Below are 25,751 nucleotides of genomic sequence, written 5' to 3' on the forward strand. Positions count from 1 at the left end.
AATGCCCGCCGTGAGGCGGGCATTCGCTCTTCGACCGAAGCTCGAGGGGAGGGGAATCACGAGCCTCAGGAGAAACTACACGGAACGCGCCGCGCCCGATGCGCGGCGGTTCTCATTCTCAAGCCTTCAGGCCGCGGCGTGCGAACGCGCGATGAAGGAGATCTCCGAGCGCGACAGGCCGAGATCGTCGAGCTCGCGGTCGGTCAGACGGGAGAGCTCGCGAACGGTCTCGCGATAGCGGAGGTAGGCGCGGATTTTAGCGGCGATCATGGTGACGAACATGGTGGTCTTCCTTGCGAGTATTCCGGACCGGGGCGGTGCCCACAGCGACAATTTCGTTGTGCACTGCATATAAACCGGACAGCCTGCTTCCAACAGGGGCACGCGATCAGCTCCGATATGCAATCAATGCATGACGAGTTAAGGTTCCGGTCATTTTCCTGGGATCGTTCTGCGCTGAACGTAACGCTTGCGGCAAAATTGCGGAAATCGGCAGCCTAATAATTGCTCACGCGATCGACGCGACGTGAGAACACTCAATGATTGCCTATAAAATAGTCATGTTGCAACTGCTAAATGGTGAGCGAGTGCACCGGGGCACTTTTGCGTTGCAGCGGAGATCGGTTCGGCGGTATTTTCGGACGATTGAAGGAGCGCATTTTCGCCACGAAGCAATCGGCATCCGGCAGCGTTTGCCGGGCAGATCTTGCCGAATTCCATGGACAGTATGGCCACGAATCGTGCCGCCCTCCCTGTAAACGGCTGATTCTCGGGCGGTTTCGTGAAGCGGCCCCGGCGGCCCGAAGCTTGCCTGGCAGTTTGCTCAAAGGAGCAAGCCATGTCGAACCCGATCACGAACCGGCCGATCAGCCTGCCATTCACGAATCCGGTGAAGCCGGCGGCACAGAACGACAGCAGCGCGGACAACAGCAACAGCGCCTCGGTCATGGCACCGTCCTCGATCGAGGACGAATTCCTGAAGATTGCGCGGATGTCGCCGGAGGAGCGGGTTCAGGCCGCGATCCTCGCCAAGCTCGGCATGAGCGAGGACGAGTTCAACAAGCTCGACGCCCAGGCCAAGGCCGACGTCATGACCAAGATCCGCGACGAGATGCTCAAGCAGATGGAAGCCAAGGGCGAGAACGCGAACAAGACCGGCGCGCTCGCCGACATCCGGGTCTGACAGACGCTTCCAGTCATCTTGTCATTCCGGGGCTTCGCGCCTGCGGCGCGCCCCGGAATGACAAGCGCATGCAACCTTTTCGCCGTCAGCTCGCCTTACCCGCATCGAAGCGCAGCAGCCGCAGCGCATTGGCGGTGACGATCACGGTCGCGCCGGTATCGGCAAGGATCGCGACCCAGAGGCCGGTATAGCCGAGCACGCTGGTCACGAGGAACACGGCCTTCAGCCCAAGCGCGATGGCGATATTCGTGCGGATATTGCCCATCGCCGCCCGTGCCAGCCGGATCATCGCCGCGACATCGCGCACGCGGCTCTTCAGCACGGCGCCATCGGCGGTCTCCAGCGCGACATCGGTGCCCGATCCCATGGCGATGCCGATGCTGGCGGCAGCCAGCGCGGGCGCGTCGTTGATGCCGTCGCCGACCATCATCACGGCGGTCTCGCCTGAGAAGGCCTTGATCGCGGCGACCTTGTCGTCGGGCATCAGTTCGGCCTTGTGCTCCATGCCGAGGCCCGCCGCGATGGCGGCGCCGGTGCGGGCATTGTCGCCGGTCAGCATGGTCGAGCGGATGCCCATCGCCTTGAGCTCGGCGATGGCTGCGGCCGCGTCCTCGCGCGGCTCGTCGCGGAGCGCAATGAAGCCGGCGAGCGCGCCGTCGACGATGACGGCGGCGACCGTCTTGCCGGCGGCCTCCAGCTCCTCGGCCGTGATCCGCGCCCGCTTGTCGAAGGGCGCACGGCTTTCGGCATGGCGCGGGGCGCCGACGAAGACCGCACGGCCGTCGACCTTGCCGGTGACGCCCTGGCCAGCCAGTGCAGCTGCCTCAGTCGCCGGCTTGTAGGCGATGCCGTCGGTGCGGGTGCGCTCCAGCACCGCCTCGGCCAGCGGATGCGACGAGCCGTGTTCGACCGCGGCGGCGAAGGCCAGGACCTCCGCCTCGCTGCCGGTGAGGGCGACGACATCGGTGACGCGTGGCTTGCCCTGGGTGAGGGTTCCCGTCTTGTCGAAGGCGACCAGCCCCGTCTTGGCGGCTGTCTCGATGACGACGCCGCCCTTCATCAGCAGGCCCTGGCGGGCGCCGGCCGACAAGGCGGCGGCGATCGCGGCGGGAACCGAGATGACCAGCGCGCAGGGGCAGCCGATCAAGAGCAGCGCCAGCGCCCGGTAGATCCAGACCGACCATTCGGCGCCGAGCAGGAGCGGGGGCACCAGCGCGACCAGCACCGCAAGCCCGACGATCGCCGGCATGTACCAGCGCGAGAAGCGGTCGATGAAGCGCTCGGTCGGGGCGCGGGCCTCCTGCGCCTCCTCGACCAGACGGATGATGCGGGCGATGGTGTTGTCCTCGGCCGCCTTGTCGACGCGCACGCGCAGCGCCGCCTCGCGATTGACCGAGCCGGCATAGACGGGCTCGCCGACGCCCTTGGTCTTCGGCACGGATTCGCCGGTGACCGGGCTCTCGTCGATGCCGGAGATGCCGTCGGTGATCTCGCCATCGGCCGGGATGCGGTCGCCGGGGCGGACCAGCACGACCTGCCCGATCCTGAGGCTCGCCGCGTCGACCTGACGGGTCGCGCCGTTTTCCTCGACGATGGCCGTCTTGGGCACGAGGTCGCCGAGCGCGCGGATCGAGGCACGGGCGCGGTCGGCCGCGACGCCTTCCAGCACCTCGCCGACCGCGAAGAGGAAGACGACCAGCGCCGCTTCTTCGGCCGCGCCGATGAAGAGCGCGCCGATGGCGGCGATCGTCATCAGCATCTCGATGGTGAAGGGGATGCCGGCGCGGGCCGCGGCGAAGGCGCGCCTCGCCACGGGGGCGACGCCGACGACGCAGGCCAGGATGAAGGCCCAGTGGCCGATGCCCGGCCAGATCAGGCCGGCAGCATAGGCGGCGCCGAGGAACAGGCCGGTGGCAATGACGAGCCGGCCCTTGGCCGTCTGGTACCAGCTCGCGCCATCGGGTGTGGCCTCATGGACATGGCCGGGCAGGCCGTGGCCGTCATCCTTTGTAGTGTAGGCGGGCTTGGCGCCTTTCGGGGCGTGGTCATGGCCGGCATGGTCGTGGCCGGAATGATCGTGCTTGTGATCATGGTCATGTGCATGGCCGCCATGGTCATGGCCGCAGCCGCAGGCGTCCTGTTCCGGCGCGGGGTGCGCGGTGGCCGGTGTCGCCAGCGCGGCAGTGGTGTAGCCGAGGCCGTTGACGCGTTTCTCGATCGTCTCCGGCGTGGTCGCGCCGGCACCGAGCGCGAGCGTCAGCGTCTCCGACATCACCGAGAGTCTGACGTCGCTGACACCGGGCAGGCGCTCCACCGCGCCGCGAATCTTCGCCGCGCAGCTCGCGCAATCCATGCCGCCGACCTTCCAGGACAGGGTTTTGCTGGCAGTTTCGGGATGGGCGGCCATGAGGTGTCTCCGTCTCTCTTTCGCTACGGGACACCTCTCTACAAGCTGTAGCCACTTCAGGTTCAAGAGGGAAAATGCACTTGGAGGGCATGGCTGTCATGCTCGGGCTTGACCCGAGCTTCTCAGGCCGGAGGAGGCTCCTTGCGCCCTCTCGTCATGAGATTCTCGGGTCTGCGCTGCGCTTCGCCCGAGAATGACGGCGTGAGGGCGGCCTCAATCCAGCGGAAATACCGGCCGGCGCAGGCGCTTATAGGGCAGGCCGGTGATCCGGCTGGTGCAGGGGCCGGGCGTCGCCACAGTGAAGCTGCCCTTGGCGATCTTGTCGTAGGCGCGCCGATGCGCGACCGCAGCCTTCACGCCGATCGCTTTCAGCGTCTCCGGCTCGATGCCCTGCGAGCGGAGCTGGCCGAGGTCGAAGGGCGGCGTCTTGCGGCTGCTCAGCAGCACCGTGACGCCCGCGACCTGCACGACCACGCAGGGCCCCATGCTGAAATGCGAGCCCTGCGCGGCGGCGAGATGGCTATTCAGGTCCTCCAGCGCGAATTCGCCGTCGCTGGCGCTGATGAAGCGCGCCTCGATCTCGACCGGCCCTTCAGCGATGGCGCTGCCCTTGCCGCCGATCGAGAGCTTCCGGGTCTCGCCGGGCCTGGCGCCGGCCATGGCGGCAACGGCGGCGGGGTCCGCGATGGCGACGGCGCAATTCTCGACGCCATGGCGTAGGAAGGCGCGCAGCACCGAGGTCGCGTCGCCCGGCGCGCCGCCGCCGATATTGTCGGCCGGCTCGACCACGATATAGGGGCCGCCTTCCGAGCGCAGGATCTCCGCGACGGCCTCGTCGATGTCCCATTCCGCCGGCAAGCCGGATTCGCGAAGTTCGATTGCAGTCGCGGTGAGGCGCTCCAGCGCTTCGCGGGCGGGAGCCTCCGGGCCGGTGAAGGCAATCGCGAAGGCGACGCCGGCCTCGGGCACATCGGAGAAGGAATAGCCGCCGACGACGCTGGCGACCCAGATCGCCGGATTCTCCTGCTCGATCCCGCGCGCCAGCGCTTCAAGGTCGCGCATCGGCCGGTCGGCCGTGCCGGTGCCGGTCGGCGGCCAGATCACGGGGGCGTTGCAGGAGAGCATGCGCGGCAGCTCCCCGCTCGCGAGCGACCTCGCCAGCAATCTCGCGGAGCGGACGGCGGATTCGCGGGCGTCCGTGTGGGGATTCTCGCGATAGGCGACGAGAGCGTTGGCATGCTGCGCCATGGAAGCGGTGAAATTGGCGTGCAGGTCAAAGACGGCGAAGATCGGCAGGGTTTCGCAGCCGGGCACCGAGCGGATATGGGCCAGCAGCGCGCCTTCCGGGTCGAGGCAGGCGGTCGTGACCATCGCGCCGTGCAGCGCAAGCCAGATGCCGTCGAGGCCGCCATCCGCGAGGGCCGCTCTCAGCCCCGCATCGAATTCCGCGAGGAAGCGTTCGAAGACCGCATGAGCGACCGTGCCGGCCGGCAAGGCGCCGTAATCGATCGTCGGCAGGACATCCCAGCCCTCGGTTTCCGCAACCTCGAGGAAACCGTCGATGGTCGAACCGTCGCCACGGCGGGCCAAAAGCTCGCCGCCCTTGCGGATGGTGAAATCGGCGAGCGTCGTCTCTTCGTCGACGAAGCTGTGGGTCTCGTGGAAGAGCGATCCCAGCAGGATGCGGCGGCGGGACATGATCGGTTGAATCTCCCAGGCTTGCGAAGCCTGCGCATCTCGGCCGCCGATCTGTTCCAGATCAAGCCTGCATTGTTCCATTGCAAGGAACGCGGACGCTTTGACAGTCCGCATCCCGTCCCGGTTTCATGGGCGGGTCGGCGGTCCGAAGGGGCGGCTGCCGCCTCAGACCGAGAGAGCATGCGGATGCGCGTCTTCACTGCGTCGCTGGCGACGGAAACCAATACGTTCGCGCCGCTCTTCGTCGATCGCAGCGCCTTCGAGGGCGCCTTCTACTGTCCGCCCGGCACACACCCGGATACGCCGACCCTGTGCTCGGCGCCGACCGTCGCGGCACGCCGCCGCGCCGCCAGCGAGGGCTACGAGCTGGTCGAGGGCACGGCGACCTGGGCCGAGCCGGCTGGCCTCGTCTCGCAGGAAGGTTATGAGAGCCTGCGCGACGAGATCCTCGGCCAACTCAAGGCGGCGCTACCGGTCGATATCGTGCTGCTCGGCCTGCACGGCTCGATGGTGGCGCGTGGCTATGACGATTGCGAGGGTGACCTGATCGCGCGGGTGAGGGCGCTGGCCGGACCGGATTGCGTCATCGGAGCCGAACTCGACATGCATTGCCATCTCACCGCTGAGATGGTCGCGGGCGCCGACATCATCGTCGCCTTCAAGGAATTCCCGCATACGGATTTCCTGGCGCGGGCCGAGGATCTGCTGGAGCTCTGCCTGAAGACGGCTCGCAGGCAAGTGAAGCCGGTCAGCGCTGTGTTCGATTGCCGCGGGCTCGCCGCCTTCATGACCAGCCGCGAGCCCGGCCGCAGCTTCGTCGACCGGCTGATGGCGATGGAGGGGAAGGACGGCATCCTCTCGATCTCGGTCGCGCATGGCTTCCAGGCGGCGGATGTCGCCGATGTCGGGACCAAGGTGCTGGTCATCGCCGATGGCGATGAGGCGAAGGCGGCGGCGCTGGCGAAGCAGCTCGGCCTCGAAATCCTGCGCTGGGGGCAGGGCGGCTCGCCGAAGCACTACAAGCCGGAGGAGGGCATTGCGGCCGCGCTCGCACTGGCCGAGCCTGGCAAGCCGGTGGTGCTGGCCGATCGCTGGGACAATCCGGGCGGCGGCGTCGCGGGCGATTCCTCGGTGATGGTCGAGGCGCTGCTGCGGCATCCGGAAATCCCGGCGGCGATCGGGGCTCTGTGGGACCCGGTGGCGGTGAGCCTGTGCCGGGCGGCCGGTGTCGGCTCTGAGATTCCCTTGCGCTTCATCGGCAAGGCGGCGCCGTCTTCAGGCCGGCCGATCGATGCGGTGGTGAAAGTCGTCGGCACGACCGAGGACCTGCTGATCCCGTTCGAGCAGAGCTGGGTTTCGCTCGGCCCTGCCGTGGCGATCCGGATCGGCCAGCTCGATATCGTGCTGGCCTCTACGCGGGCGCAGACCTTCAGCCCGCCGGTCTTCACCAATCTGGGCATTGATCTCAGCGCCAAGAAGGTCGTGGTGGTGAAATCCTCCAACCATTTCCACGCCGCCTTCGCGCCGATCGCGGCACAAGTGCTTTATCTCGACAGCGGTGGACCTTATCCGCCGGATGCGAGCAAGATCCCCTATACCAAGGTGAAGCGCCCCTTCTCTCCGCTGGACCCGAACCCATGGCTGTGACTGCTTCCGCCCCGCTTCCGCGCCTGTCGCTCCGCGAGATCGAGGACCAGCGTCTCGACGTGCTGGCGAAGGGGCTGCCGCCGGGTGCGTCGCTGCGGCTCGACGATGTCGGCAAGCAGGGCTGGAACGTGCTCGCTGGCGACATGCCGATGCCGCTCGCCGTGATCCGCGAGAGCGTGCTCAAGGCCAACAGCGCCTGGATGAGCGCCTTCAGCGCGGCCAACGATCTCAAGATCGCGCCGCATGGCAAGACGACGATGGCGCCACAGCTCTTCGATCTGCAGATCGCCGATGGCGCCTGGGCGATCACGGTCGCGACGATGCAGCAATTGGCCGTCGCCCGGCATTTCGGCGTGAAGCGCGTGATCCTCGCCAACCAGCCGATCGGGCGGCAGGAGATCGCCTGTTGTTTCGAGGCGTTGCAGCAGCCGGGGTTCGAGCTCTATTGCCTTGCCGACAGCGTCGCCGGGGTCGGCTTGCTGGCGGAAGCCGCCAAGGGGCATGCGGGTGCCAATCCGCTGCGTGTTTTCGTCGAGATCGGTTTCATGGGCGGGCGCACCGGCGCCCGGACGCGGGAAGAAGCGCTGGCCGTGGCGCGGGCCGTTGCGGGCGCGCCGGGCCTGCGGCTTTCCGGTTTCGAATGCTTCGAGGGCCTGCATAGCGACAGTGCCGGCGCGGATAAGCTGCTCGACGAGGTGATCGCCGTCGCGGCGGCCGCGAGTGCCGAGGGCCTGCTCGGCCCCGAGCCGCTGGTCCTGAGCGCCGGCGGAACCGCGCTGTTCGACCGCGTCGGCGAAAAATTCAATGCGGCGAGCCTCGGGCGCCCGCTCCTCAAGGTGCTGCGCTCCGGCTGCTATCTGACGCATGACGATCTCGGTTATTCCGCCTCTTTCCGCCGGATCATGCTGGAGACCAGCCTGAATCTGCCGCCCGGCGGGCTCGAACCCGCCCTCGAGGTCTGGGCCTATGTGCAGTCGCGGCCGGAGCGCGGGCGCAGCCTGCTCACGCTCGGCAAGCGCGACGTCACCTATGATTCCGCCTTGCCGGTGCCGCTGCGCTGGTATCGGCCGGGCGGGGCGATGGCCCGGCCGGAGCCGATGCCGGCGGGCCATACGGTCCTGGCGCTCAACGACCAGCACTGCCATCTCGGCACGCCGGACGAGAGCCCGCTCCAGGTCGGCGATATGGTGGCCTTCGGCATCGCCCATCCCTGTCTGACCTTCGACAAATGGACCGTGCTGATGCTGGTCGATGACGACTGGAACGTCACGGGCGCAATCCGGACCTTCTTCTGACGCGCTTCCGAATCTGTTCCTTCTGATGAAACCTGTAATCCTTGACGTGAATTCAGGCCGTTCCTAGCCTGCATCTTACAGAGGGAAGGCCCGCCATCCGCGACGCGGACGAGACGGGCCGGGCAGCGATGACGGGATGCACGGCGCAGGCCGGCCCCTGTCTCGCGCAGAAGCGGCCGGGATCGGCCGGCAAGCAGGATGCTGGGAGGATTGTTCGTGACGACACCGTCATTCCCGATGACCGACGAGACCGACGCCGCTGTCCAGGGCCTGCAGCGGCGCAGCCTGCTGCAGTTGCTGACGGCGGGCGGTGCGGCGTTGGCGGCGCCCGGCCTGTGGAGCGGCCTCGCCTTGGCTCAAGGCCAGACCCCGGTCGCCGGCGGCACGTTGACGATCGGCGCCGATGCCGACCCGATCGGGCTCGACCCGGTGACGGTCAACGCCTTCTCATCCTATGATTTCACCAGCCTGCTCTATTCCGGCCTGCTGCGCTGGAATGCCGAGATGAAGATCGAGCCGGACCTGGCGACCGGCTACGAGCAGCCCGATCCGAAGACCTATGTCTTCAAGCTCCGGCAGGGCGTGAAATTCCATAACGGCAAGGATTTCTCTGCCGCCGACGTCAAGAACACCTTCGATCGGATCATGAACCCGGCCACGGGCAGCCGGCTCAGGCCGCTCTATTCGAGCATCGAGTCGGTGACGGTGGTCGATCCGTTCACCGTGAAATTCCAGCTCAACGCCACCGATGCGGCCTTCCTCAGCAATCTCGCCAGCAATCCGAACGGTGCGATCGTGCCGGTCGGGGTCGAGAACCTCGCCACACAGCCGGTCGGCACCGGCCCCTTCGCCTTCGAGGCCTATCAGCCGAACCAGCAATTCTCGCTGACGCGCTTCGATGGCTATTACGAGAAGGGCGAGCCCTATCTCGCGAAGGTGATCTTCAAGTTCTACAAGGACCAGGCGACGCTGACCTCGGCTTTGCGCTCGCGCGCCATCGACATGACCTGGGTGAAGGACCCGAAGGTGGCGACCGCGATTTCGCGCGCCTCGCGGAATTTCGTCTCGGCACCGGGCCAGACCTCGCGCACCTTCCCGATCTGGCTGAACATGAAGGCGAAGCCCCTGAACGACGTGAAGGTGCGTCGGGCGCTCAGCCTCGCGACGGATCGCAAGGCCTGCCTCGACACCGTGCTCGGCGGCTCCGGCAAGATCGGTGCGATGATCCCGGAAAGCCAGGTCGGCGGCTATGACGGCGTGAGCGAACTGCCCTATTACAAGCACGATCCGGCGGCGGCGAAGGCGCTGCTGGCCGAGGCCGGCTATCCCAACGGGATCGACCTCGGCGATTATATCATCGTCGCGGCCAATCCGCTCGACGTTGCCTGTGCGCAGATCCTGCAGCAGCAATGGCAGGCGGCGGGCATCACCGTGAAGCTGGTGCCGATGGAGACCGCGCCGCTCCTGGCCAAATGGGCGAGCGGTGACTGGCCGACACTGCTTTCGGTCGCGCTGTCCTGGACACCGGATCCGGACGGCGTGTTCCAGTACATCACCTCGACCAGCGGCTACGGCAAGGGAATGGGCTCGAACGATCCGGAGCTCGACAAGATGATTTTGGAGGCGCGGGCCGAGCTCGACATTCCCAAGCGCGCGGCCAAGAACCTCGATATCCAGAAGCGCATCGCCGAGAACGCCTATGTCATCCAGATCTACCAGTACCCGCTGCGCTGGGAGATCTGGTGGAACTACGTCCAGGACTATGTACCGCTCGCCGCGAATATCCGCTCCTTCGTGCGTACGACATGGCTGAAGAAATAGGCCCGGCCTGCCGCCGCCCGGCGGAGGTCTGCCGATGACGCGTTTCGTCCTCGGGCGCCTGGCCTGGATGGCTGCGATCCTGCTCGGCGTCTCCTTCGTCGCCTTCATGCTGATGCGCGCCATTCCCGGCGATTTCGCCATCGCGGCGGCGGGCTCGCAGAGCGTGGCGCCGGAGGTTCTGGCGACGATTCGGCGCGACCTCGGCCTCGACCAGCCGCTGATGGCGCAATACCTGAGCTGGCTCGGGGCGGCGCTGACCGGCGATTTCGGGAAGTCATTCGTCACCCGGCAGCCGGTGCTCGGCGAGTTGCTGAACAGGCTTATCGTGACCATCCAGCTCACGCTTCTCGCCGCGGTCATCGCGGCCGTGATGGGCGTCGCCTCCGGGCTTGCCGCCGCGCGTTTGCGTGGCGCGACAGACTGGCTGGTCCGGCTCTGGAACGGGCTGATGCTGGCGGTGCCGAACTATGTCGTGGCGACGCTGATCGTGCTGCTGTTCGGGCTCTATTTCCCGGAGATCACGGTGCTCGGCTACACGCCCTTCCTCGAAAGCCCGCTCGGCAATCTCGCAAGCCTGCTGCTGCCGGCCATCGCGCTGGCGCTCGCGGTCTCCGTGACCATTGCCGAGAACACCCGCGCCGCCGTGCTCGAGGTCGCCAGCCAGGATTTCGTCATGGTCGCCCGGGCCAAGGGCCTGACGCCGGCGGCGATCCTGCGCGACTACCTGATGCGCAATGCGCTGACGCCTGTCATCACCGCCGCGGGCCTCAAGATCGCGGCGCTGCTCGGCGGCAGCATCCTGGTCGAGACCATCTTCGCCATTCCCGGTATGGGGCAGTACCTGTTCGATTCCATCAACAGCCGCGACTACCCGGTGATCCAGGCGATCGTTCTGGTCGCCGCGGGCATCGTCGTGCTGGTCAACACGATGATCGACATCGCCTATGCCCGCGTCGATGCACGGGTGCAGATGTGAGCGGCGCGATGCAGGACAGCGCGCCGGTCGTGGCGGAGCGGAAGGGGGCGGGCATCACGCAGGGCTGGCTCCTGCTTGGCGTCGGCCTCGCCATGCTGGCCGCGATGCTGGTGCTGACGATCTTCGCGCCGCTGGTCGCGCCCTATGATCCTTCGGTGACCTCGCCGGATTCGCTGGCGCCGGCCAGCGCCGCCCATTGGCTCGGCACGGATTCGATCGGTCGCGATGTGCTGAGCCGGTTGATCGTCGGCGGCCGCACGACGCTGCTCATAACGGTCTCGGCCGTGCTGGTCGCGCTGGTGGCCGGACTGATCCTCGGGCTCGCGGCGGGTTATCTCGGCGGGCGCACCGACGAGATCATCATGCGGCTGCTCGATGTCGTCTTCGCTTTCCCGGTGCTGCTGCTGGCGATCGCGGTGGTCGCGGCGCTGGGGCCGAGTGTGCCGAACCTGATCCTGACCATCGCCATCGTCTATACGCCGGCCATGGCGCGGGTGGTGCGGGCGCCGGTGCTCAGCGTCAAGCAATGGGACCATGTCGAGGCGGCCCGCAGCGTCGGCATGAGCGAGATGCGTCTCGTGCTGCGCCATATCCTGCCGATCGTGGTCTCGCCCATCCTCGTTGCGACCAGCCTGACGCTGTCACAGACCATCTTCACGGTGACGGCGCTCTCTTTCCTCGGCCTTGGCCCGCCGCCGCCCGATCCGAACTGGGGCGGCATGCTCTCGGAAGCCCGCCAGTTCATGGAGCTCGCGCCGCTGACCGTGGTTGGCCCGGCGCTGGCCATCGTCTTCGCGACGCTGACCTTCATCATCATCGCCAATGGCTTGCGCGAGGTTCTCGACGTGGGGAGCGTGCGATGACTGGCTCGCTGCTCAGGGTGAGCGACCTCACCGCGACCGTGACGACCCGCCGCGAGGTGATCCAGGCGGTGCGCGGCATCTCCTTCGATATCAACGCCGACGAGGCGGTCGGCTTCGTCGGCGAATCCGGCTGCGGCAAGAGCGTTACTGCCAAGGCGCTGATGCGATTGGCGCCGGAGGGCGCTTCGATCGGGCTCGGCGGCTCCGTCGCCTTCTGGGGGCAGGAGCTGCTCGGGCTCGGCGAGGACGAGATGCGCGACCTGCGCGGCCGGCGCATCGCCATGGTCTTCCAGGACCCGATGACGTCGCTCAACCCGGTGATGAGCATCGGCGCGCAGATGGGCGACATGCTGCGCCGCCATCTCGGCCTGTCCGCCAAGGCAGCGCGCGAGCGCAGTGTCGAATTGCTCGATCTCGTCGGCATTCCCGATCCGGCGCGGCGCGTCGACGATTTCCCGCACCAGTTCTCGGGCGGTCAGCGCCAGCGCGTGATGATCGCCATCGCGATCTCCTGCGAACCCGACCTGCTGATCGCCGACGAGCCGACGACGGCGCTCGACGTCACCGTGCAGGCGCAGATTCTGCGGTTGCTGCTGCGGCTCCGGGAGGAACGCGGCATGGCGCTGATGCTGATCACCCATGATTTCGGCGTCGTCGCCGGCATGGTTGACCGGGTGAACGTGATGTATCGCGGCGAGATCGTCGAGGCCGGCCCGGTCGACGATGTCTTCGCGCGGCCGCAGCACGCCTATACGCGGGCGCTGCTCGATGCCGTGCCGCGGCTGCAAGGGGCGGGGGCGGTGCGATGACGGAGCCGCTGCTTCAGGTCCGCGATCTTTCGGTGCTGTTCCCGGCGCGGCGCGGCGCGTCGCCGGTCAAGGCGGTCGAGCGGGTCTCCTTCGATATCGCTCCCGGCCAGACGCTCGGGCTCGTCGGCCAGTCCGGCTCGGGCAAGACCACGGCCGGGCGCGCCATCCTCCAGCTCCAGAAGACGAGCGAAGGCTCGGTCAGGCTCCTCGGTCAGGAACTGACGACGATGCGTTCCGGCGAGTTGCGCCGGATGCGGCGGCATATGCAGTTCGTGCTGCAGAACCCTTATTCCAGCCTGCATCCGCGAATGACGATCGGGCAGATCCTGAGCGAGCCCTTGCAGGTCCATGGCACGGTGCCGGCGAACCGCATCCGCGAGCGCGTCGAAGAACTGCTGGAGCTGGTCAGTCTCGATCCGTTGGTGATGCAGCGCTATCCGCACGAATTTTCCGGCGGGCAGCGACAGCGCGTCGTCATCGCCCGCGCCCTGGCGGTCAATCCCGATTTCGTCGTCTGCGACGAGCCGGTCTCCGCTCTCGACGTGCGCACGCAGGCGCAGATCGTCACGCTGCTGCAATCGCTGCAGGAGAAGCTCGGCCTGTCCTATCTCTTCATCGCGCATGACCTCGCGATCGTCCGCGAGATGGCGCATCGCGTCGCCGTGATGTTCCGCGGGCGCATCGTCGAGATGGGCAGCGCCGCACAGGTCTATGACAGCCCGGCGCACCCTTACACGCAGCTCCTGCTCGATGCGGTGCCGGTACCCGATCCCGTGCTCCAGCGCGAGCGTTTGCGGCGCCCGCCGCCTGATCTGCGCTTCCTCGACGGCGATGGCGGCGCTTGCGTCCATGGTGTCGATCATGCGCAGGACGGGACGCGCGAATGGCACGAGGTCGCGCCGGGGCACGGCGTCTCCTGCCGCTATTGGCCGAAGAGCCGGACCGAAATTGCCGCCTGATTGCGTGTTCCTTTGGGTGGAACATCCAATCCTTGACGCGAAATATCTGTGGCAACTACGCTTTTGACCATGCTGCTGGCCTGAAAATGCAGGCTGGCGCGATGCCCTGAAGACCGACAAGTCGCTTCGCCCGGCATCGGCCGGATCAGCGGAGCCGCAATCCGGGAGGATGCCCGTGCGTCTGGCGCTGATCCACATCGTTCAGGAGACGAACGACTTCAATCCGTTGCTGACGACGCTCGCCGATTTCGAGGCTTTCGGCCTCGTCGAGGGCGAGGAGATCGCCCGGCAATTCGGCGAGATCGGCCAGATCGGCGGGCATTACGCGGCGGTGAAGGAAAGCGGTCTCGCCATCGAGACGATCCCGATTATCCGCGCCTGGGCCGTGGCGGGCGGGCGCATCTCGCGCGAGGCCTTCGACTTCTTCCAGGCGAAGATCCGGGCTGGCCTTGAGACGGTGGGGCCGATCGACGGGCTCGTCCTGCATCTGCATGGCGCCTGCGCGGCCGAGGGCATCGACGATGTCGAGGGTGAGCAGGCCGAGCTCTGCCGCAGGATTCTGGGTCCTGACGTGCCGATCCTGCTCGGGCTCGATCACCACGCCAATGTCACGCAGAAGATCATGGCCAATTGCACGGCCATCGTCGGGCATCGCACCCAGCCGCATGACGTGTTCGACACCGGTAAGGTCGGCACCGAGGTGCTGCTGCGCATCCTCACGGAGAAGTCCCGGCCGGTGATGGCCTGGCGGAAGATTCCGCTGCTTTCGCATCAGGAGCAGTTCCTGACCTCGAAAGGGCCGATGAAGCTCTGGTTCGACCGGGCCCGTGCCATCGAGGCCGATCGTCGCGTCCTGCAGGCCTCGAACTATCCGATGCAGCCCTGGCTCGATGTCGCCGAGGGCGGTTGGTCGACGATCGTGGTCACCGATGGCGATCAGGCGCTTGCCGAGATGCTTGCCGACGAGCTGGCTGATCTCGCCTGGTCGATGCGCGATGATTTCCAGGTGCGTGAGGCGGTCTCCATTGATGACGCCGTGCGCAAGGCTGATGCGGCCGAGCGCGGCATGGTCGTGGTCAGCGATACCGGCGATACCGTCTTCGGCGGCGCGGCCGGCGACAGCAACCTGCTGCTGGAATCGATGCTGCGGCTCGGCATCAGGAGCAAAGCCCTGATCCCGCTGATCTCGCCCAAGGCCGTCGCGACGCTGACGGCGGCGGGCGAGGGCGCCGAGGTGACCCTGCCGCTGGGGGGCGATGCGGCGACCGCCTTCTTCAAGCCGCTGACGGTGACCGGGCGAGTGCGCAAGCTCGGCGGCGGCTCGATCTCGCTCAAGTTCAACCACCAGCCGGAAGTCGACATGGGCCGCGTCGCGGTCTTCGATGTCGGGCCGGTGACGCTGCTGATCTCGGAACTGCGCGGCGTCGCGGGCAATGTGCCGGATGTCTACGAGGCCTTCGGCATCGACCTTTCCGACTACAAGATGGCCGTGCTCAAGACCGCCTCGAATTTCCAGTATTTCGACCGCATCGCCTCCGGGCTCGTTCGCGCCGATACGCGCGGGCCGGGGCAGTCGGACGTGTTCACCCTGCCGTGGCAGCGGATTCCGCGCCCGGTCTATCCGTTGGAGACAATAAGCGACTGGCGGGCGCATTCGTCCCAGCCAGGAGCGGGGGCGCGCTGAGACGAAACCAAACACAACAAAAGGGGAAAGCGATGACAAAGCTGTCGCGACGTCAATTCGGTATGGCCGGCCTCGCCCTGGCGGGTGCGGCGCCTCTGGCTGCGGCGTGGCCCGCTGCTGCCCAACAGCTGAAAGGCGGGACGCTCCGCGTCGGCGTTCTCAGCGAGCTCGCCAATTTCGATCCGCAGCAGCTCTCGACGGTCAATTTCCACGTCATGAAGAACCTTTATGACAGCCTGATCGAGTACACGCCGGACGGAAAGCCGTTGCCGAGCCTCGCCACCGAGTGGGCGATCGCGCCGGACAAGAAGTCGGTCAGCCTGAAATTGCGCGACGGCGTCACCTTCCATAGCGGCACGCCGTTCAAGTCCGATGCCGTGATGGCGACGCTCCAGAAGGGCTCCGACCCCAAGCGCGGCAAGCACGTCTTCTCGACCATGGCGATCGTCAAGGACTGGGCGGCGCCGGACGAGCGCACGGTCGTGATCAACTTCAAGGCGCCGGCGCCGGAACGGCAGATCCTCGATCTCCTGCAGTTCCTGATCCCGATCGACCCAAAGGGCATCGAAACGGTCGAGACCGTGCCGGCCGGTACGGGCCCCTACACGCTGGTGAACCGGGCCGTCGGCCAGAGCCTGACGCTCAAGGCCAACCCGAAATACTGGCGCGAGAAGCAGCCTATCGTGCAAGATCTCGTCTTCACGGTGTTCAGCGAGGATGCCTCGGCGAGCGCGGCGCTGGAATCGGGTGCGATCGATATCGTCTACAATGGCGGTTCGCGCAGCGCGGTCCGGCTGAAGGCCGCCGGCTACCAGGTCTTTTCCGGGCCGGGCAAGCTCGTGCAGGTCTTCCGCATCAACTCGACGCGAGGCCCTTTCCGGAACAAGAGCTTCCGCCAGGCCTTCAACTATCTGGTTGACCGCGAGAGCATGCTGCGCGTCGGCTATGCCGGCATGGGCCAGGTGGTGGCCTTGCCCTGGGCGCCGGCGAGCCCGGCCTTCGATGCCGCCTATACCAAGACCTACGCCTATGATCTCGATAAGGCGAAGAAGCTGCTCGCTGCTTCCGGCCTCTCGCCCGCCGAAATGAAGAGCTGGAAGCTCCTGGTCTATGGCAACGAAGAAGCCGCGGTTGCGCTCAGCCAGATCATGCAGGGCACGCTGGCGAAGGTCGGCATTCCGATCGAGCTCACCGTCCTGCAGGGCGCCGAATACGTCACCGCCCAGCTCGCCGGCGATTTCGACGCGACCTTCGGCGCGATCGGCAATGTTCAGAAGTTCCCCTCGCGCGTTTCGACCAACACGATCTACCGGACCGTGCAGAACCCGGTGCTGAAGGACCCGCATCCGCACCCGGCCTATGTCGAGGCGATCGCCAAGGTCGACGCCGCGGCTGGCGGCGACGCAGAGGTCAAGGCAGCCTATGACAACCTCAACCGCGTCCTGGTCGACGAGGCCTTCGCCATCCCGACCAACTCCTATGATGTCGGCCTGATCGTCGCCTCCGAGAAGATCAGCGGCATCACGCTCGATATGGACAATCTCTTTGTCGCCCGCACGATCGGCTTCAAATGAGAGAGGGCGACGCCGTCGAAACCCGCCGGCGCGGCTGGACCGCGCCGGCCCCTGAGGGATCGGGCTCCGGCGCGGCGCGATGAGCGAGACGCTGGCCGCCTTCGGCACCCTGCTGCGCCGGCTGTTCGCCCGGCGCGGTGCCGCGCTGAGCCTGATCTTTCTCGGCCTGGTCGCCCTGACGGCGATCTGCGCCGGCCTGCTGCCGCTCGATCCGCTGGCGCAAAACGTCGCGGATTCGCTGAAGTCGCCCTCGGCCGAAAGCTGGTTCGGCACCGATGAACTCGGCCGCGACATCCTCGCCCGCGTCGTCTATGGCGCGCGTACCTCGCTCGTCACGGCCTTCGGTGCGGTCTTCATCGCGGCGCTGGTCGGGGTGCCGATCGGACTGGCGGCCGGCTTCTACGGCGATTGGCGCGATTCCCTGCTGATGCGCTGTATCGACGTGCTGCTCGCCCTGCCGAACATCCTCTTCGCTATGGCGCTGATCGCGGTGCTCGGCCGCAGCCAAGGCGCTGCGCTGATCGCGGTCGGCATCGCCGGCATACCGGGCTTTGCGCGCATCGCCCGGGCTCAGGTGATGGCACTGCGCCAGCTCGATTTCGTCATGGCGGTGCGCGGCTTCGGCGGAAGCCCCGGCTACATCATGTTCAAAACGATCCTGCCCAACGCCTTGAGCCCGTTGGTCGTGCAGGCGATCGTTCTGGCCTCGGTCGCGATCCTGCTGGAGGCAGCGCTGGCCTTTCTCGGGGTCGGTGTGCCGCCCCCCACGCCGAGCTGGGGCGAGATGCTGCGTACGGGCAAGTCCTATCTCTACGAGGCGCCGAGCTATGCGGTGCTGCCCGGGGTCGTGCTGACGTTGACGATCCTCTCCTTCGACACGATCGGACGGGCGCTGACCGCGCTGCTCGACCATGACGAGACCGATGCCTCGGGCGCGACGGTCGGGGGGCGGAGATGACCTCCTATATCCTGCGCCGCCTCGCCCAGATGCTGCCGGTCCTGCTGATCGCTTCCTTCGCGATCTTCGCGATGATCTACGCCGTGCCCGGTGGGCCGGTGGCGATCATCGTCGGCGAGAACGCCTCCGCCGAGGAAATCGCCGAGGTGACCCGGAAATTTGGCTTCGACCGGCCCATGGTCGTGCAGTATCTCGACTGGCTCGGCCGGGCGGTCACAGGTGATTTCGGCCTGTCGCTGCATAGCCGCCAGCCGGTTCTGCATCTGATCGGCGAGCGCTTGCCGGCGACACTGCAGCTCGCGCTCTGCGCCATCCTGGTTGCGCTCGCTATCGGCATTCCGGTTGCCGTGGCCAGCGCGATCAAGCCGCAATCCTGGCTCGATCGGCTGCTCAGCGGCTGGAGCGCGCTGGCGCTCGGCGTGCCGACCTTCTGGCTCGGCATTCTGTTGATCCTGCTCTTCGCCGTCGAATTGCGCCTGCTGCCTTCGGCCTCGCGCTATGTGCCGCTCTGGGAATCGCCTGTTGATGCGCTGCGCAGCCTCATCCTGCCGGCGCTGACGCTCGGGGTCTATGTCTCGGGGGTGTTGGCGCGCTTCCTGCGAGCTTCGCTGATCGGCGAGGCGCGGGCGGATTATGTCCGTACTGCCCGCGCCAAGGGCGTGCCGGAGAGCCGCATCGTCGGCTTCCACATCATGCGCAATGCGCTGCTACCCTTCATCACCATCGTTGGTCTGACGATGGCGAGTTTCATCGGCGGCGCCGTGGTGACGGAGGCGGTCTTCACCTATCCGGGGCTTGGGCGCCTGCTGATCCAGGCGATCAGCACCCGCGACTATCCGCTGCTTCAGGGCTGCATCCTGGTGACTCTCGTCGCCTATATGCTGATGAACCTCACGGTCGACATGCTCTACGCCTGGATCGACCCGCGGATCGAATACCGATGACGGCGCATTTTCAAGCGAAGTGGATGCCGGTTCGCGTGAAGAAAATGCGCGAGCAAAAAACCTCAGCGCAGATCGGCGGTCGGGCGCGAGCCGAGATGGGTCGAGATGCCGGCCGAGACCTCGCGCAACCGCGTTCCGACCTTGGCCGCCAGCGAATGCGGCATCCGCATCAGCGGCGCGGAGACGCTGAGCGCCGCGACCGGATAGCCGTCCTCGTCGAGGATCGGCACGCCGACGCACATCGCGCCGTCCTCGTTCTCGCCCATCTCGGTGGCGTAGCCGGTGCGCGCGACCTGCCGAAGCTGCCGCTCGATCTCCTCGCGCTCGAGCAAGGTGCGGCCGGTGCGCTCGGTCAGCGGCAGGTCGAGCTGGCGCTGCCGCTCCGCCTCGGGCAGGAAGGCGAGGATCGCCTTGCCGAGCGCGGTCGAATGCATCGGGTGGCTCTCGCCGATGCGGGCCTGCATCCTGAGCGAGCGGTTGGCCTCGATCAGGTCGATATAGACGACCCTGCCATTGCCCTTCACGGCGAGGTTCACCGTCTCGTTGAACTCCTGCATCAGCTCGATCATCGCAGGCCGGGCCAGTTCGCGGATCTTGCTGACGCTGGCATCGGCACGCGCGATGGCGCGCAATTGCGGCCCGAGATTGTAGCGATCGGTGGCGCGGTTGTGGTCGAGGAAGCCGGCGGCGGCGAGCGTCTGCAGATAGCGGAAGGTCGTCGTCTTCGGGATCCTGAGCTCCTTGCTGACGGCGGTGAGTGCGATCTCGTGGCCATGGCGGGCGACCAGCTCCAGCACCTTCAGCGCCTTCATCACGGGCTGCACGACATAGGGGTTGTCGGTTTTTCTGGGCATGGCCGCTCCGCTGGTCGGGCTCGCTTCCGAGCCAGCATGGCCAACCAAATCGAATTCCGCAAGGCGAAACCGCTGTTCCTTTACACGGTGAGGGCGCTCTGGTCTGGTCGGGGCAACAGCAGGAGGCAACGCAGGTGACAGGCAATGGCAGCCAGCAGGCGGGCGCACTGCGCTTCGACGAATCCGCCCGGCAGATCGCGGCGAATGCGCGTTTCATCGCCGGCGGCGTAAACAGCAATTTCCGGTTGGGCATGCAGCCCGGGCCGCTCGTCTTCGAGCGCGGCGAGGGCGCCTATCTCATCGACGCCGACGGCAACCGGATCATCGATTATTACTGCGGCATGGGCGCGACCGTGCTCGGCCATACCCCTGCAACGGTCATCGAGGCGGTGAAGCGCCAGGCCGAGAAGGGCATCCTCTTCGCCGGCCAGATGCCGATCGAGGCGGAAGCCGCGCAACTGATCTGCGAGCGCATTCCCTCGGCGGAGCGCCTGCGCTTCGGCTCATCCGGCTCGGAGGTGGCGCAGGCGGCGATGCGATTGGCGCGCGCGGCCACGGGCAAGCACACCATCGTCAAGTTCGAGGGGCATTATCACGGCTGGTTCGACAACATCCTGTGGTCGACGGCGCCGGGGTTGAACGCGGCAGGTCCCGACGAAGCGCCGACGCCGGTGATCGGCAGCAAGGGCCAGGACCCGGCGGCCGGCGAGGGGCTTTCGATCATCGGCTGGAACGATCTCGCGGCGTTGGAGGCACGGCTCGCCAAGGGCGATGTCGCGGCCGTGCTTATGGAGCCGGCAATGTGCAACCAGGGCGCTATCGCGCCGGCGCCGGGCTATCTGGAAGGCGCGCTCGCCGCCTGCCGCAAGCATGGCGCGATCCTGATCTTCGACGAGGTCATCACCGGTTTCCGGCTGGGCCGAGGCGGAGCACAGGAGCGCTTCGGCGTGACGCCTGATCTCACCCTGATGGCGAAGGCGATCGCCAACGGCTTCCCGGTCGCGGCGATTGCGGGGCGGGCCGATCTCCTCGACCTCTTCGCCGACGGCGTGCTGCATGGCGGCACCTTCAACGCCCAGCCGGTCTCGATGGCGGCGCTGGTCGCGACCCAGAAGGCGCTGACGCCGGAGCATTACGAACGCAGTTCCGTTCATGGCCAACGCCTGCAGGACGGCATCCGCACGATCCTGAAGGAAGCGGGCATCAAGGCGCAGGTCGCCGGCTTCCCGCTGATGTTCCACGTCGCCTTTGGCCTCGATGCGCCGGCGCGGAACTACCGGGACGTCGCGCGCGCCGACAAGGCCGCCTATAGCCGCTTCGCGCATGAACTGCTCAAGCGCGGCGTGCGCGTGCTGGAACGCGGCGCCTGGTTCGTGTCGTCGGAGCATGATGCGGCGGTGGTCGATGCGACGCTTGCCGCCGTGCGCGACGCGGCGCGGGCTGTCGCTTAGCATCCCGGAACGAGAGGCATTCAAGCAGCGCCCGGCCTCAAGCCGGGCGCTTTTCGCCATGCGCTCCGCTCCTGCATGCAGCATGCACGGCGCCATTGACCGCGCCGCACGCCGTACCGGATAGTTCGCCCCAACAGGGAGCGAAGACCGATGCCGCAGCCGAGACCGTCCACCGCGCTTGCCGGACTCAAGGTGCTGGATTTGACGCGGGTGCGGGCCGGGCCGACCTGCGTGCGCGTCTTCGCCGATTTCGGGGCCGACGTGATCAAGGTCGAGAGCCCGCCGGGGCTCGATCCCAACGAGAACATGAGCGGGCCGCGCCTCGGCTACGACATGCAGAACCTGCATCGCAACAAGCGCTCGCTCGCGCTGAACCTCAAGACGCCCGAAGGCAAGGCGATCCTGATGACGCTCGTCGACGAGGCCGATCTCGTCGTCGAGAATTTCCGTCCGGACGTGAAGGAGCGGCTCGGGCTCGATTTCGAGACGCTGCATGCGCGCAATCCGCGGCTGATCCTGGTCTCGATCTCCGGCTTCGGCCAGTCCGGCCCGTACCGGACGCGTGCCGGCTTCGACCAGATCGCGCAGGGCATGGGCGGGATGATGTCGGTCACCGGGCTGCCCGGCCAGGGGCCAGTGCGGGCGGGAATCGCGCTCGCCGATTCCTCGGCCGGGCTTTATGGCGCGGTCGGCGCGCTGGTCGCTCTGCAGGAGCGGGCGGTCTCGGGCAAGGGGCAGTGGGTGCAGACCTCGCTGCTCGAAGCCCAGATCGCGATGATGGATTTCCAGGCCGCACGTTATCTCGTCGAAGGCTCGGTGCCGCCGCAATCCGGCAACGACCACCCCTACCAGACGCCGATGGGTGTCTACCGCACGCGCGACGGCGCGATCAATCTCGGTGTCGGCGGTGAGGAGCAATGGCGCGCGTTCTGCCGGGCGATCGGGCGGCCGGAATGGGGCTTGGATGCGCGCTATGACAGCTCGGAGAAGCGCTTCGCCCGCCGGCCGGAACTGCGGGAACTGATCGAGGAAGTCTTCGCCGCGGCCGACAGCGCCCATTGGCTGGAGGCGATGGAGCGCCATAGCGTCCCGGCCGGACCGATCTATGCGGTCGACGAGATGTTCGAGGACCCGCAGGTGCGCCATCTCGGCATCGCCAAGCCGCTGAACCACCCCGAGCTCGGCGATATCCGCCTGATCGGCCAACCGGTGACGCTGTCGCGCACGCCGGCCGATGTCGCGACGCCGACGCCTGCGGCCGGCGCGCATAACGACGAGATCCTGGCCGAACTCGGCTATGACCAAACCGGGCTCGCGCGCTTGCGGGCCGATGGCGTGATCTGACGGAGAGCCTGCGTGAACGACGAAATCCTGTATGCGGTCGAGGGCGGGGTCGGCACGATCACGCTCAACCGGCCCCAGGCGCGCAACGCGCTGACCTTCGCCATGTATGAGCGCATCGCCGAAATCTGCCGCGACCCGGCCGCCCATGGCGATCCGCGCGTCATCGTCATGACCGGGGCGGGCGACAAGGCCTTCGCGGCCGGCACCGACATCGCCCAGTTCCGAGCCTTCTCCGGCGCCGAGGATGCGCTGGCCTATGAGGAGCGGATCGAGACCGTGATCGGCACGATCGAGAGCTGCCCGGTGCCGACGCTGGCCGCGATCTCCGGTGCCTTCACCGGTGGCGGTGCGGCGATCGGGCTCGCCTGCGACCTGCGCATCGCGACGCAGACCGCACGTTTCGGCTTCCCGATCGCGCGCACGCTCGGCAATTGCCTGTCGATGGAGAATTACGGGCGGCTCTACGCCATTCTCGGCCCGGCGCGGGTCAAGGACATCGTCTTCACCGCCAGACTGGTCGAGGCGGAGGAGGGCGCGCGGATCGGCCTCTATAACGAGCTGGTGCCGGATCATGAGGCGCTGATGCGGCGGGCCGGCGAGCTGGCGCAAACCATCGCCGGCCATGCGCCCTTGACGATGCGCGCGACCAAGGAGGCGATGCGCCGCCTGACCGCCGCCGCTGCCGCAGGTGTCGACGGCCACGATCTGGTGACGCTCTGCTACACCAGCGCCGATTTCCGTGAGGGCATGGAAGCCTTCCTGGGCAAGCGGACGCCGAACTGGACAGGGCGGTAACGGCTGCCGGTTTTCACCGGAACCGTGGCGTCATGCTCGGGCCTGACCCGAGCATCTCCTGCCGGAAGAGGCTGCTTGAACCTCATCCTGCCTGAGATTCTCGGGCCTCCGCTTCGCCCGAGAATGACGCCCTCGACGTCATGCTCGCCCTTGGGGCGAGCATCCACGCCTTGAACGCTGCCCTTGATGAAGGAAGACGTGGATGGGCGGGACAAGCCCGACCATGACGTCGTTCTATGGGGGCAGCCTCAGGCTCGTTTCCCCAACTGGCCGAGCTCGTGCAGCAGGGCTGCGCCGGTGCGAACGCCGCTATGGAAGCAGTCCAGCGTCATGTTCTCGTTGGGGGCGTGGTTGGCCTCGTCGTGATTGGCGTAGGGCGTCACGAAGGCGGGGATGCCCAAAATCTTGGTGAAGACGTAGTTCGGCAGGCTGCCGAAACCGGCCGGGATCAATAGCGGCTCCTCGCCCTGAGCCGCCACGAAGGCGCGGCGGAGCGGCGCGGTATAGGGCGAGGCGATCGAGGTCTTGGAGGGCTGCATGCCCTTCTCCTCGGCGATGAATTCGACCTCCGGCGCGTGCTTCTCAACGTGAGCCTTGACCTTGCGCAGGATGTCCTCCGGCTCCTGCGCCTCGACGAGGCGGATATCGCATTTCACCAGCGCCTCGTTCGGCAGCACGGTCTTGGTGCCCGGCCCGCCATAGCCGCCATGGAAGCCGTTGATCGTCAGCGTGGGCCGGAAGCAGAGGCGCTCGTAGAAGGGCCGGTCGGCCGGCGCATCGAGACGCGCGAGGCCGACACCCTTCTTGAAGGCCTCGATGTCGAGCGGCAGGCGCGCGACCGCCTCCAGCTCCTCCGCCGTCGGCGGCTCGATGTCGTGGTGCAGGCCCTCGATGGTGATCTCGCCCTCGGGGTTCTTCATGGTCGCGAGCAGATGGACCAGCGTCCAGATCGGGTTCGGCACGACGCCGCCGAAATTGCCGGAATGGACGTCGCGGCTGGCATGGCGGCAGCGCAGGTCGAAGGAGACGACGCCGCGCGAGCCGAACTTGATCGAGGGCGCGCCGCTGGCATGGCGCGGGCCGTCGGCCGTGACGGCGAGGTCGGCCTTGAGCAGATGCGGGTTGGCGCGCACGAAGCCGGCGATGTTCGGGCTGCCGATCTCCTCCTCGCCCTCAAGCACGAGGATGACGTTGCAAGGTAGCTCGCCATGGACCTTGAGATGGGACTCGATCGCGAGGATCTGGGCGAAATGCTGGCCCTTGTTGTCGCCGACGCCGCGCGCATAGAGCCTTCCGTCACGGATCGTCGGCTCGAAGGGCGGCGAGACCCATTTGTCGAGCGGGTCCGGCGGCTGCACGTCGTAATGGCCGTAGAGCAGCACGGTCCGCTTGCCCGGCGCCTTCTCCCAGCGCGCCACGACGACCGGATGGCCTTCGGTCGGGATCAGGCTGGTTTCGAGGCCGATTTCCGTGAGCATGTCGACGAGCAGCCGGCCGACCTCGGCGATGCCGATATTCTCGGCGCTGATGCTGGGGTGGCGCAGATAGGCGATGAGGCGGTCGAGGAAAGTGCTGCGATTGGTCTCGATATGGTCGAAGACCGCGGCGAGTGCGTCTGAGGAAGCCATAGCCAATGCCTGACAGGAGAGGAATCCGTGCCGCCCGCCGAGCGGGGGGCGCAAGCGGCGGCCGTGCGGCCACCACGGGCAGCCTAGACGTGGGGCCGGTGGTGCTCAAGCGCGGGCAGGGCTGTCGCGGCGACTGGCCGCCTTGCGATTTTCGCTGGGCAGCGTGTGGCTTGTCTTGTTCTTGATTTGTTCTATTATGCGGCGATGCAGCTCGTTCTCGACCTCGATGGTGGGCGAGAGTTTCGGCCGCGAGAAGGCCGCCGCCCGCCCCGCTATTTCTTCGCGCTCCTTCCTGACGCGGAAGCGAAGTCACGGATCGAGAGCTTGGCGCATCACCTGCACAAGCAGCTTCATCCCGTGAGACCGCTGCGCGAACCGGACCAGTATCATGTGACGTTGCGAGGCATCGCTGCTCCCGATGGGGCTTTCGGGCAGAGCATCGCGATGGCGCGCACGGTGGCCGACGCAATCCGGAAGACCTCTTTCGCCGTCATGTTCAATCAGGCGGCGAGCTTCGGAGCAGCACCGAACTACGCATTTTCTCTCACGACGCGGGCGGATTTACTCGCTGCCAAGAGCTTGTCCGCTACACTCCTCGATGCCTTGCGGCACGCCGGTCTGAAGGTCGATGGGTCGAGCTTTCAGCCGCATGTGACGCTTTTCTATGACCGGAAACGTCGGGAGCCGATCGATCTACCCGAACTGCGCTGGCAGGTGCGCGAGTTCGTGTTGATCGAGAGCATCGATAACAGGAAGTACGTAATCCTGGGCACTTGGCCGCTCGACTGAACTCCATGCAGCCATGCAAGGACGGTTTGCGGCAATCGCGGCCGTGCGCCGTTGCTTTGAACGTGGCCGGCT

The 25,751-nt window shown here is 66.8% G+C and carries 22 protein-coding genes; 16 read left to right on the forward strand and 6 right to left on the reverse strand.

Annotated features, from left to right (window positions below; all coding sequences use genetic code 11):
- Positions 1-126: 126 nt before the first annotated feature.
- Both ASE61_RS25960 and ASE61_RS26475 read right to left on the reverse strand, forming a co-directional pair.
- Entirely contained in the window at positions 127-282 is a 156-nt protein-coding gene (locus ASE61_RS25960) for a DUF1127 domain-containing protein (RefSeq protein WP_082009515.1), read from the reverse strand.
- A gap of 276 nt (positions 283-558) precedes the next feature.
- A complete protein-coding gene (locus ASE61_RS26475; protein ID WP_156407083.1) occupies positions 559-948 on the reverse strand; it encodes a hypothetical protein in 390 nt (129 codons plus the stop codon).
- Here ASE61_RS26475 and ASE61_RS12895 point away from each other — a divergent pair.
- Entirely contained in the window at positions 947-1,183 is a 237-nt protein-coding gene (locus tag ASE61_RS12895; protein ID WP_156407084.1) for a hypothetical protein, read from the forward strand. The genes ASE61_RS26475 and ASE61_RS12895 overlap by 2 nt on opposite strands.
- An 85-nt stretch (positions 1,184-1,268) precedes the next feature.
- Here ASE61_RS12895 and ASE61_RS12900 read toward each other — a convergent pair whose 3' ends face one another.
- Together ASE61_RS12900 and ASE61_RS12905 are read right to left on the reverse strand one after the other, a co-directional pair.
- On the reverse strand, positions 1,269-3,590 hold the full coding sequence (locus ASE61_RS12900; RefSeq protein ID WP_061967509.1) for a heavy metal translocating P-type ATPase: 2,322 nt from the start codon (positions 3,588-3,590) through the stop codon (positions 1,269-1,271).
- Between the two features lie 213 nt (positions 3,591-3,803).
- On the reverse strand, positions 3,804-5,288 hold the full coding sequence (locus ASE61_RS12905; RefSeq protein WP_061968275.1) for a M81 family metallopeptidase: 1,485 nt from the start codon (positions 5,286-5,288) through the stop codon (positions 3,804-3,806).
- Positions 5,289-5,474: 186 nt separating this feature from the next.
- Here ASE61_RS12905 and ASE61_RS12910 point away from each other — a divergent pair, with 186 nt between their 5' ends.
- From ASE61_RS12910 to ASE61_RS12960, 11 genes are all read left to right on the forward strand, one after another.
- The gene (locus ASE61_RS12910; RefSeq protein WP_061967511.1) at positions 5,475-6,935 is read left to right on the forward strand and encodes a M81 family metallopeptidase; all 1,461 of its coding nucleotides are present in this window, start codon (positions 5,475-5,477) and stop codon (positions 6,933-6,935) included.
- Positions 6,926-8,230 carry an alanine racemase gene (locus ASE61_RS12915; protein WP_061967513.1) on the forward strand — a complete coding sequence of 435 codons (1,305 nt, stop codon included), beginning with the start codon at positions 6,926-6,928 and terminating at the stop codon, positions 8,228-8,230. The genes ASE61_RS12910 and ASE61_RS12915 overlap by 10 nt, the downstream gene beginning before the upstream one ends.
- 216 nt (positions 8,231-8,446) lie before the next feature.
- Complete coding sequence (locus ASE61_RS12920) at positions 8,447-10,051, forward strand: ABC transporter substrate-binding protein (RefSeq protein ID WP_244492822.1); 1,605 nt, start codon at positions 8,447-8,449, stop codon at positions 10,049-10,051.
- A 34-nt stretch (positions 10,052-10,085) separates the two neighbouring features.
- Positions 10,086-11,027: an ABC transporter permease gene (locus ASE61_RS12925; RefSeq protein WP_061967517.1), complete on the forward strand. Its 942-nt coding sequence runs from the start codon at positions 10,086-10,088 to the stop codon at positions 11,025-11,027.
- Between the two features lie 8 nt (positions 11,028-11,035).
- Positions 11,036-11,890 carry an ABC transporter permease gene (locus ASE61_RS12930; RefSeq protein ID WP_061967519.1) on the forward strand — a complete coding sequence of 285 codons (855 nt, stop codon included), beginning with the start codon at positions 11,036-11,038 and terminating at the stop codon, positions 11,888-11,890.
- Positions 11,887-12,699: an ABC transporter ATP-binding protein gene (locus ASE61_RS12935; RefSeq protein ID WP_061967520.1), complete on the forward strand. Its 813-nt coding sequence runs from the start codon at positions 11,887-11,889 to the stop codon at positions 12,697-12,699. The genes ASE61_RS12930 and ASE61_RS12935 overlap by 4 nt, the downstream gene beginning before the upstream one ends.
- The gene (locus tag ASE61_RS12940) at positions 12,696-13,658 is read left to right on the forward strand and encodes an ABC transporter ATP-binding protein (protein ID WP_061967522.1); all 963 of its coding nucleotides are present in this window, start codon (positions 12,696-12,698) and stop codon (positions 13,656-13,658) included. Before ASE61_RS12935 ends, ASE61_RS12940 begins: the two co-directional genes overlap by 4 nt.
- A 175-nt stretch (positions 13,659-13,833) precedes the next feature.
- Positions 13,834-15,342, forward strand: coding sequence for a M81 family metallopeptidase (locus ASE61_RS12945; protein WP_244492823.1), 1,509 nt, complete (start codon positions 13,834-13,836; stop codon positions 15,340-15,342).
- A gap of 32 nt (positions 15,343-15,374) precedes the next feature.
- Positions 15,375-16,916 (forward strand): ABC transporter substrate-binding protein, encoded by a 1,542-nt coding sequence (locus ASE61_RS12950; protein ID WP_061967526.1) that lies wholly within the window; start codon positions 15,375-15,377, stop codon positions 16,914-16,916.
- A 79-nt stretch (positions 16,917-16,995) separates the two neighbouring features.
- Positions 16,996-17,874: an ABC transporter permease gene (locus ASE61_RS12955; protein ID WP_061967528.1), complete on the forward strand. Its 879-nt coding sequence runs from the start codon at positions 16,996-16,998 to the stop codon at positions 17,872-17,874.
- A complete protein-coding gene (locus ASE61_RS12960; protein ID WP_061967530.1) occupies positions 17,871-18,818 on the forward strand; it encodes an ABC transporter permease in 948 nt (315 codons plus the stop codon). The genes ASE61_RS12955 and ASE61_RS12960 overlap by 4 nt, the downstream gene beginning before the upstream one ends.
- Before the next feature lie 62 nt (positions 18,819-18,880).
- Here the strand turns inward: ASE61_RS12960 and ASE61_RS12965 are convergent, their stop codons facing one another.
- A complete protein-coding gene (locus tag ASE61_RS12965) occupies positions 18,881-19,672 on the reverse strand; it encodes an IclR family transcriptional regulator (protein WP_061967532.1) in 792 nt (263 codons plus the stop codon).
- A 134-nt stretch (positions 19,673-19,806) separates the two neighbouring features.
- Here ASE61_RS12965 and ASE61_RS12970 point away from each other — a divergent pair, with 134 nt between their 5' ends.
- The 3 genes from ASE61_RS12970 to ASE61_RS12980 all read left to right on the forward strand — a co-directional run bounded on the left by ASE61_RS12970 (position 19,807) and on the right by ASE61_RS12980 (position 23,262).
- The gene (locus ASE61_RS12970) at positions 19,807-21,123 is read left to right on the forward strand and encodes an aspartate aminotransferase family protein (protein WP_244492824.1); all 1,317 of its coding nucleotides are present in this window, start codon (positions 19,807-19,809) and stop codon (positions 21,121-21,123) included.
- 150 nt (positions 21,124-21,273) lie between these two features.
- Positions 21,274-22,467 carry a CaiB/BaiF CoA transferase family protein gene (locus ASE61_RS12975; protein WP_061967534.1) on the forward strand — a complete coding sequence of 398 codons (1,194 nt, stop codon included), beginning with the start codon at positions 21,274-21,276 and terminating at the stop codon, positions 22,465-22,467.
- Positions 22,468-22,479: 12 nt separating this feature from the next.
- Positions 22,480-23,262, forward strand: coding sequence for an enoyl-CoA hydratase/isomerase family protein (locus ASE61_RS12980; protein WP_061967536.1), 783 nt, complete (start codon positions 22,480-22,482; stop codon positions 23,260-23,262).
- 248 nt (positions 23,263-23,510) lie between these two features.
- Here ASE61_RS12980 and ASE61_RS12985 read toward each other — a convergent pair whose 3' ends face one another.
- Positions 23,511-24,890 (reverse strand): M20/M25/M40 family metallo-hydrolase, encoded by a 1,380-nt coding sequence (locus ASE61_RS12985; protein ID WP_061967538.1) that lies wholly within the window; start codon positions 24,888-24,890, stop codon positions 23,511-23,513.
- A gap of 204 nt (positions 24,891-25,094) precedes the next feature.
- Between ASE61_RS12985 and ASE61_RS12990 the strand changes: the two genes are divergently transcribed.
- Positions 25,095-25,679, forward strand: coding sequence for a 2'-5' RNA ligase family protein (locus ASE61_RS12990; protein ID WP_061967539.1), 585 nt, complete (start codon positions 25,095-25,097; stop codon positions 25,677-25,679).
- Positions 25,680-25,751 lie beyond the last annotated feature (72 nt).

The sequence above is a fragment of the Allobosea sp. Root670 genome, assembly GCF_001429415.1.
In the GTDB taxonomy this organism is placed as follows: Bacteria; Pseudomonadota; Alphaproteobacteria; order Rhizobiales; family Beijerinckiaceae; genus Allobosea; species Allobosea robiniae.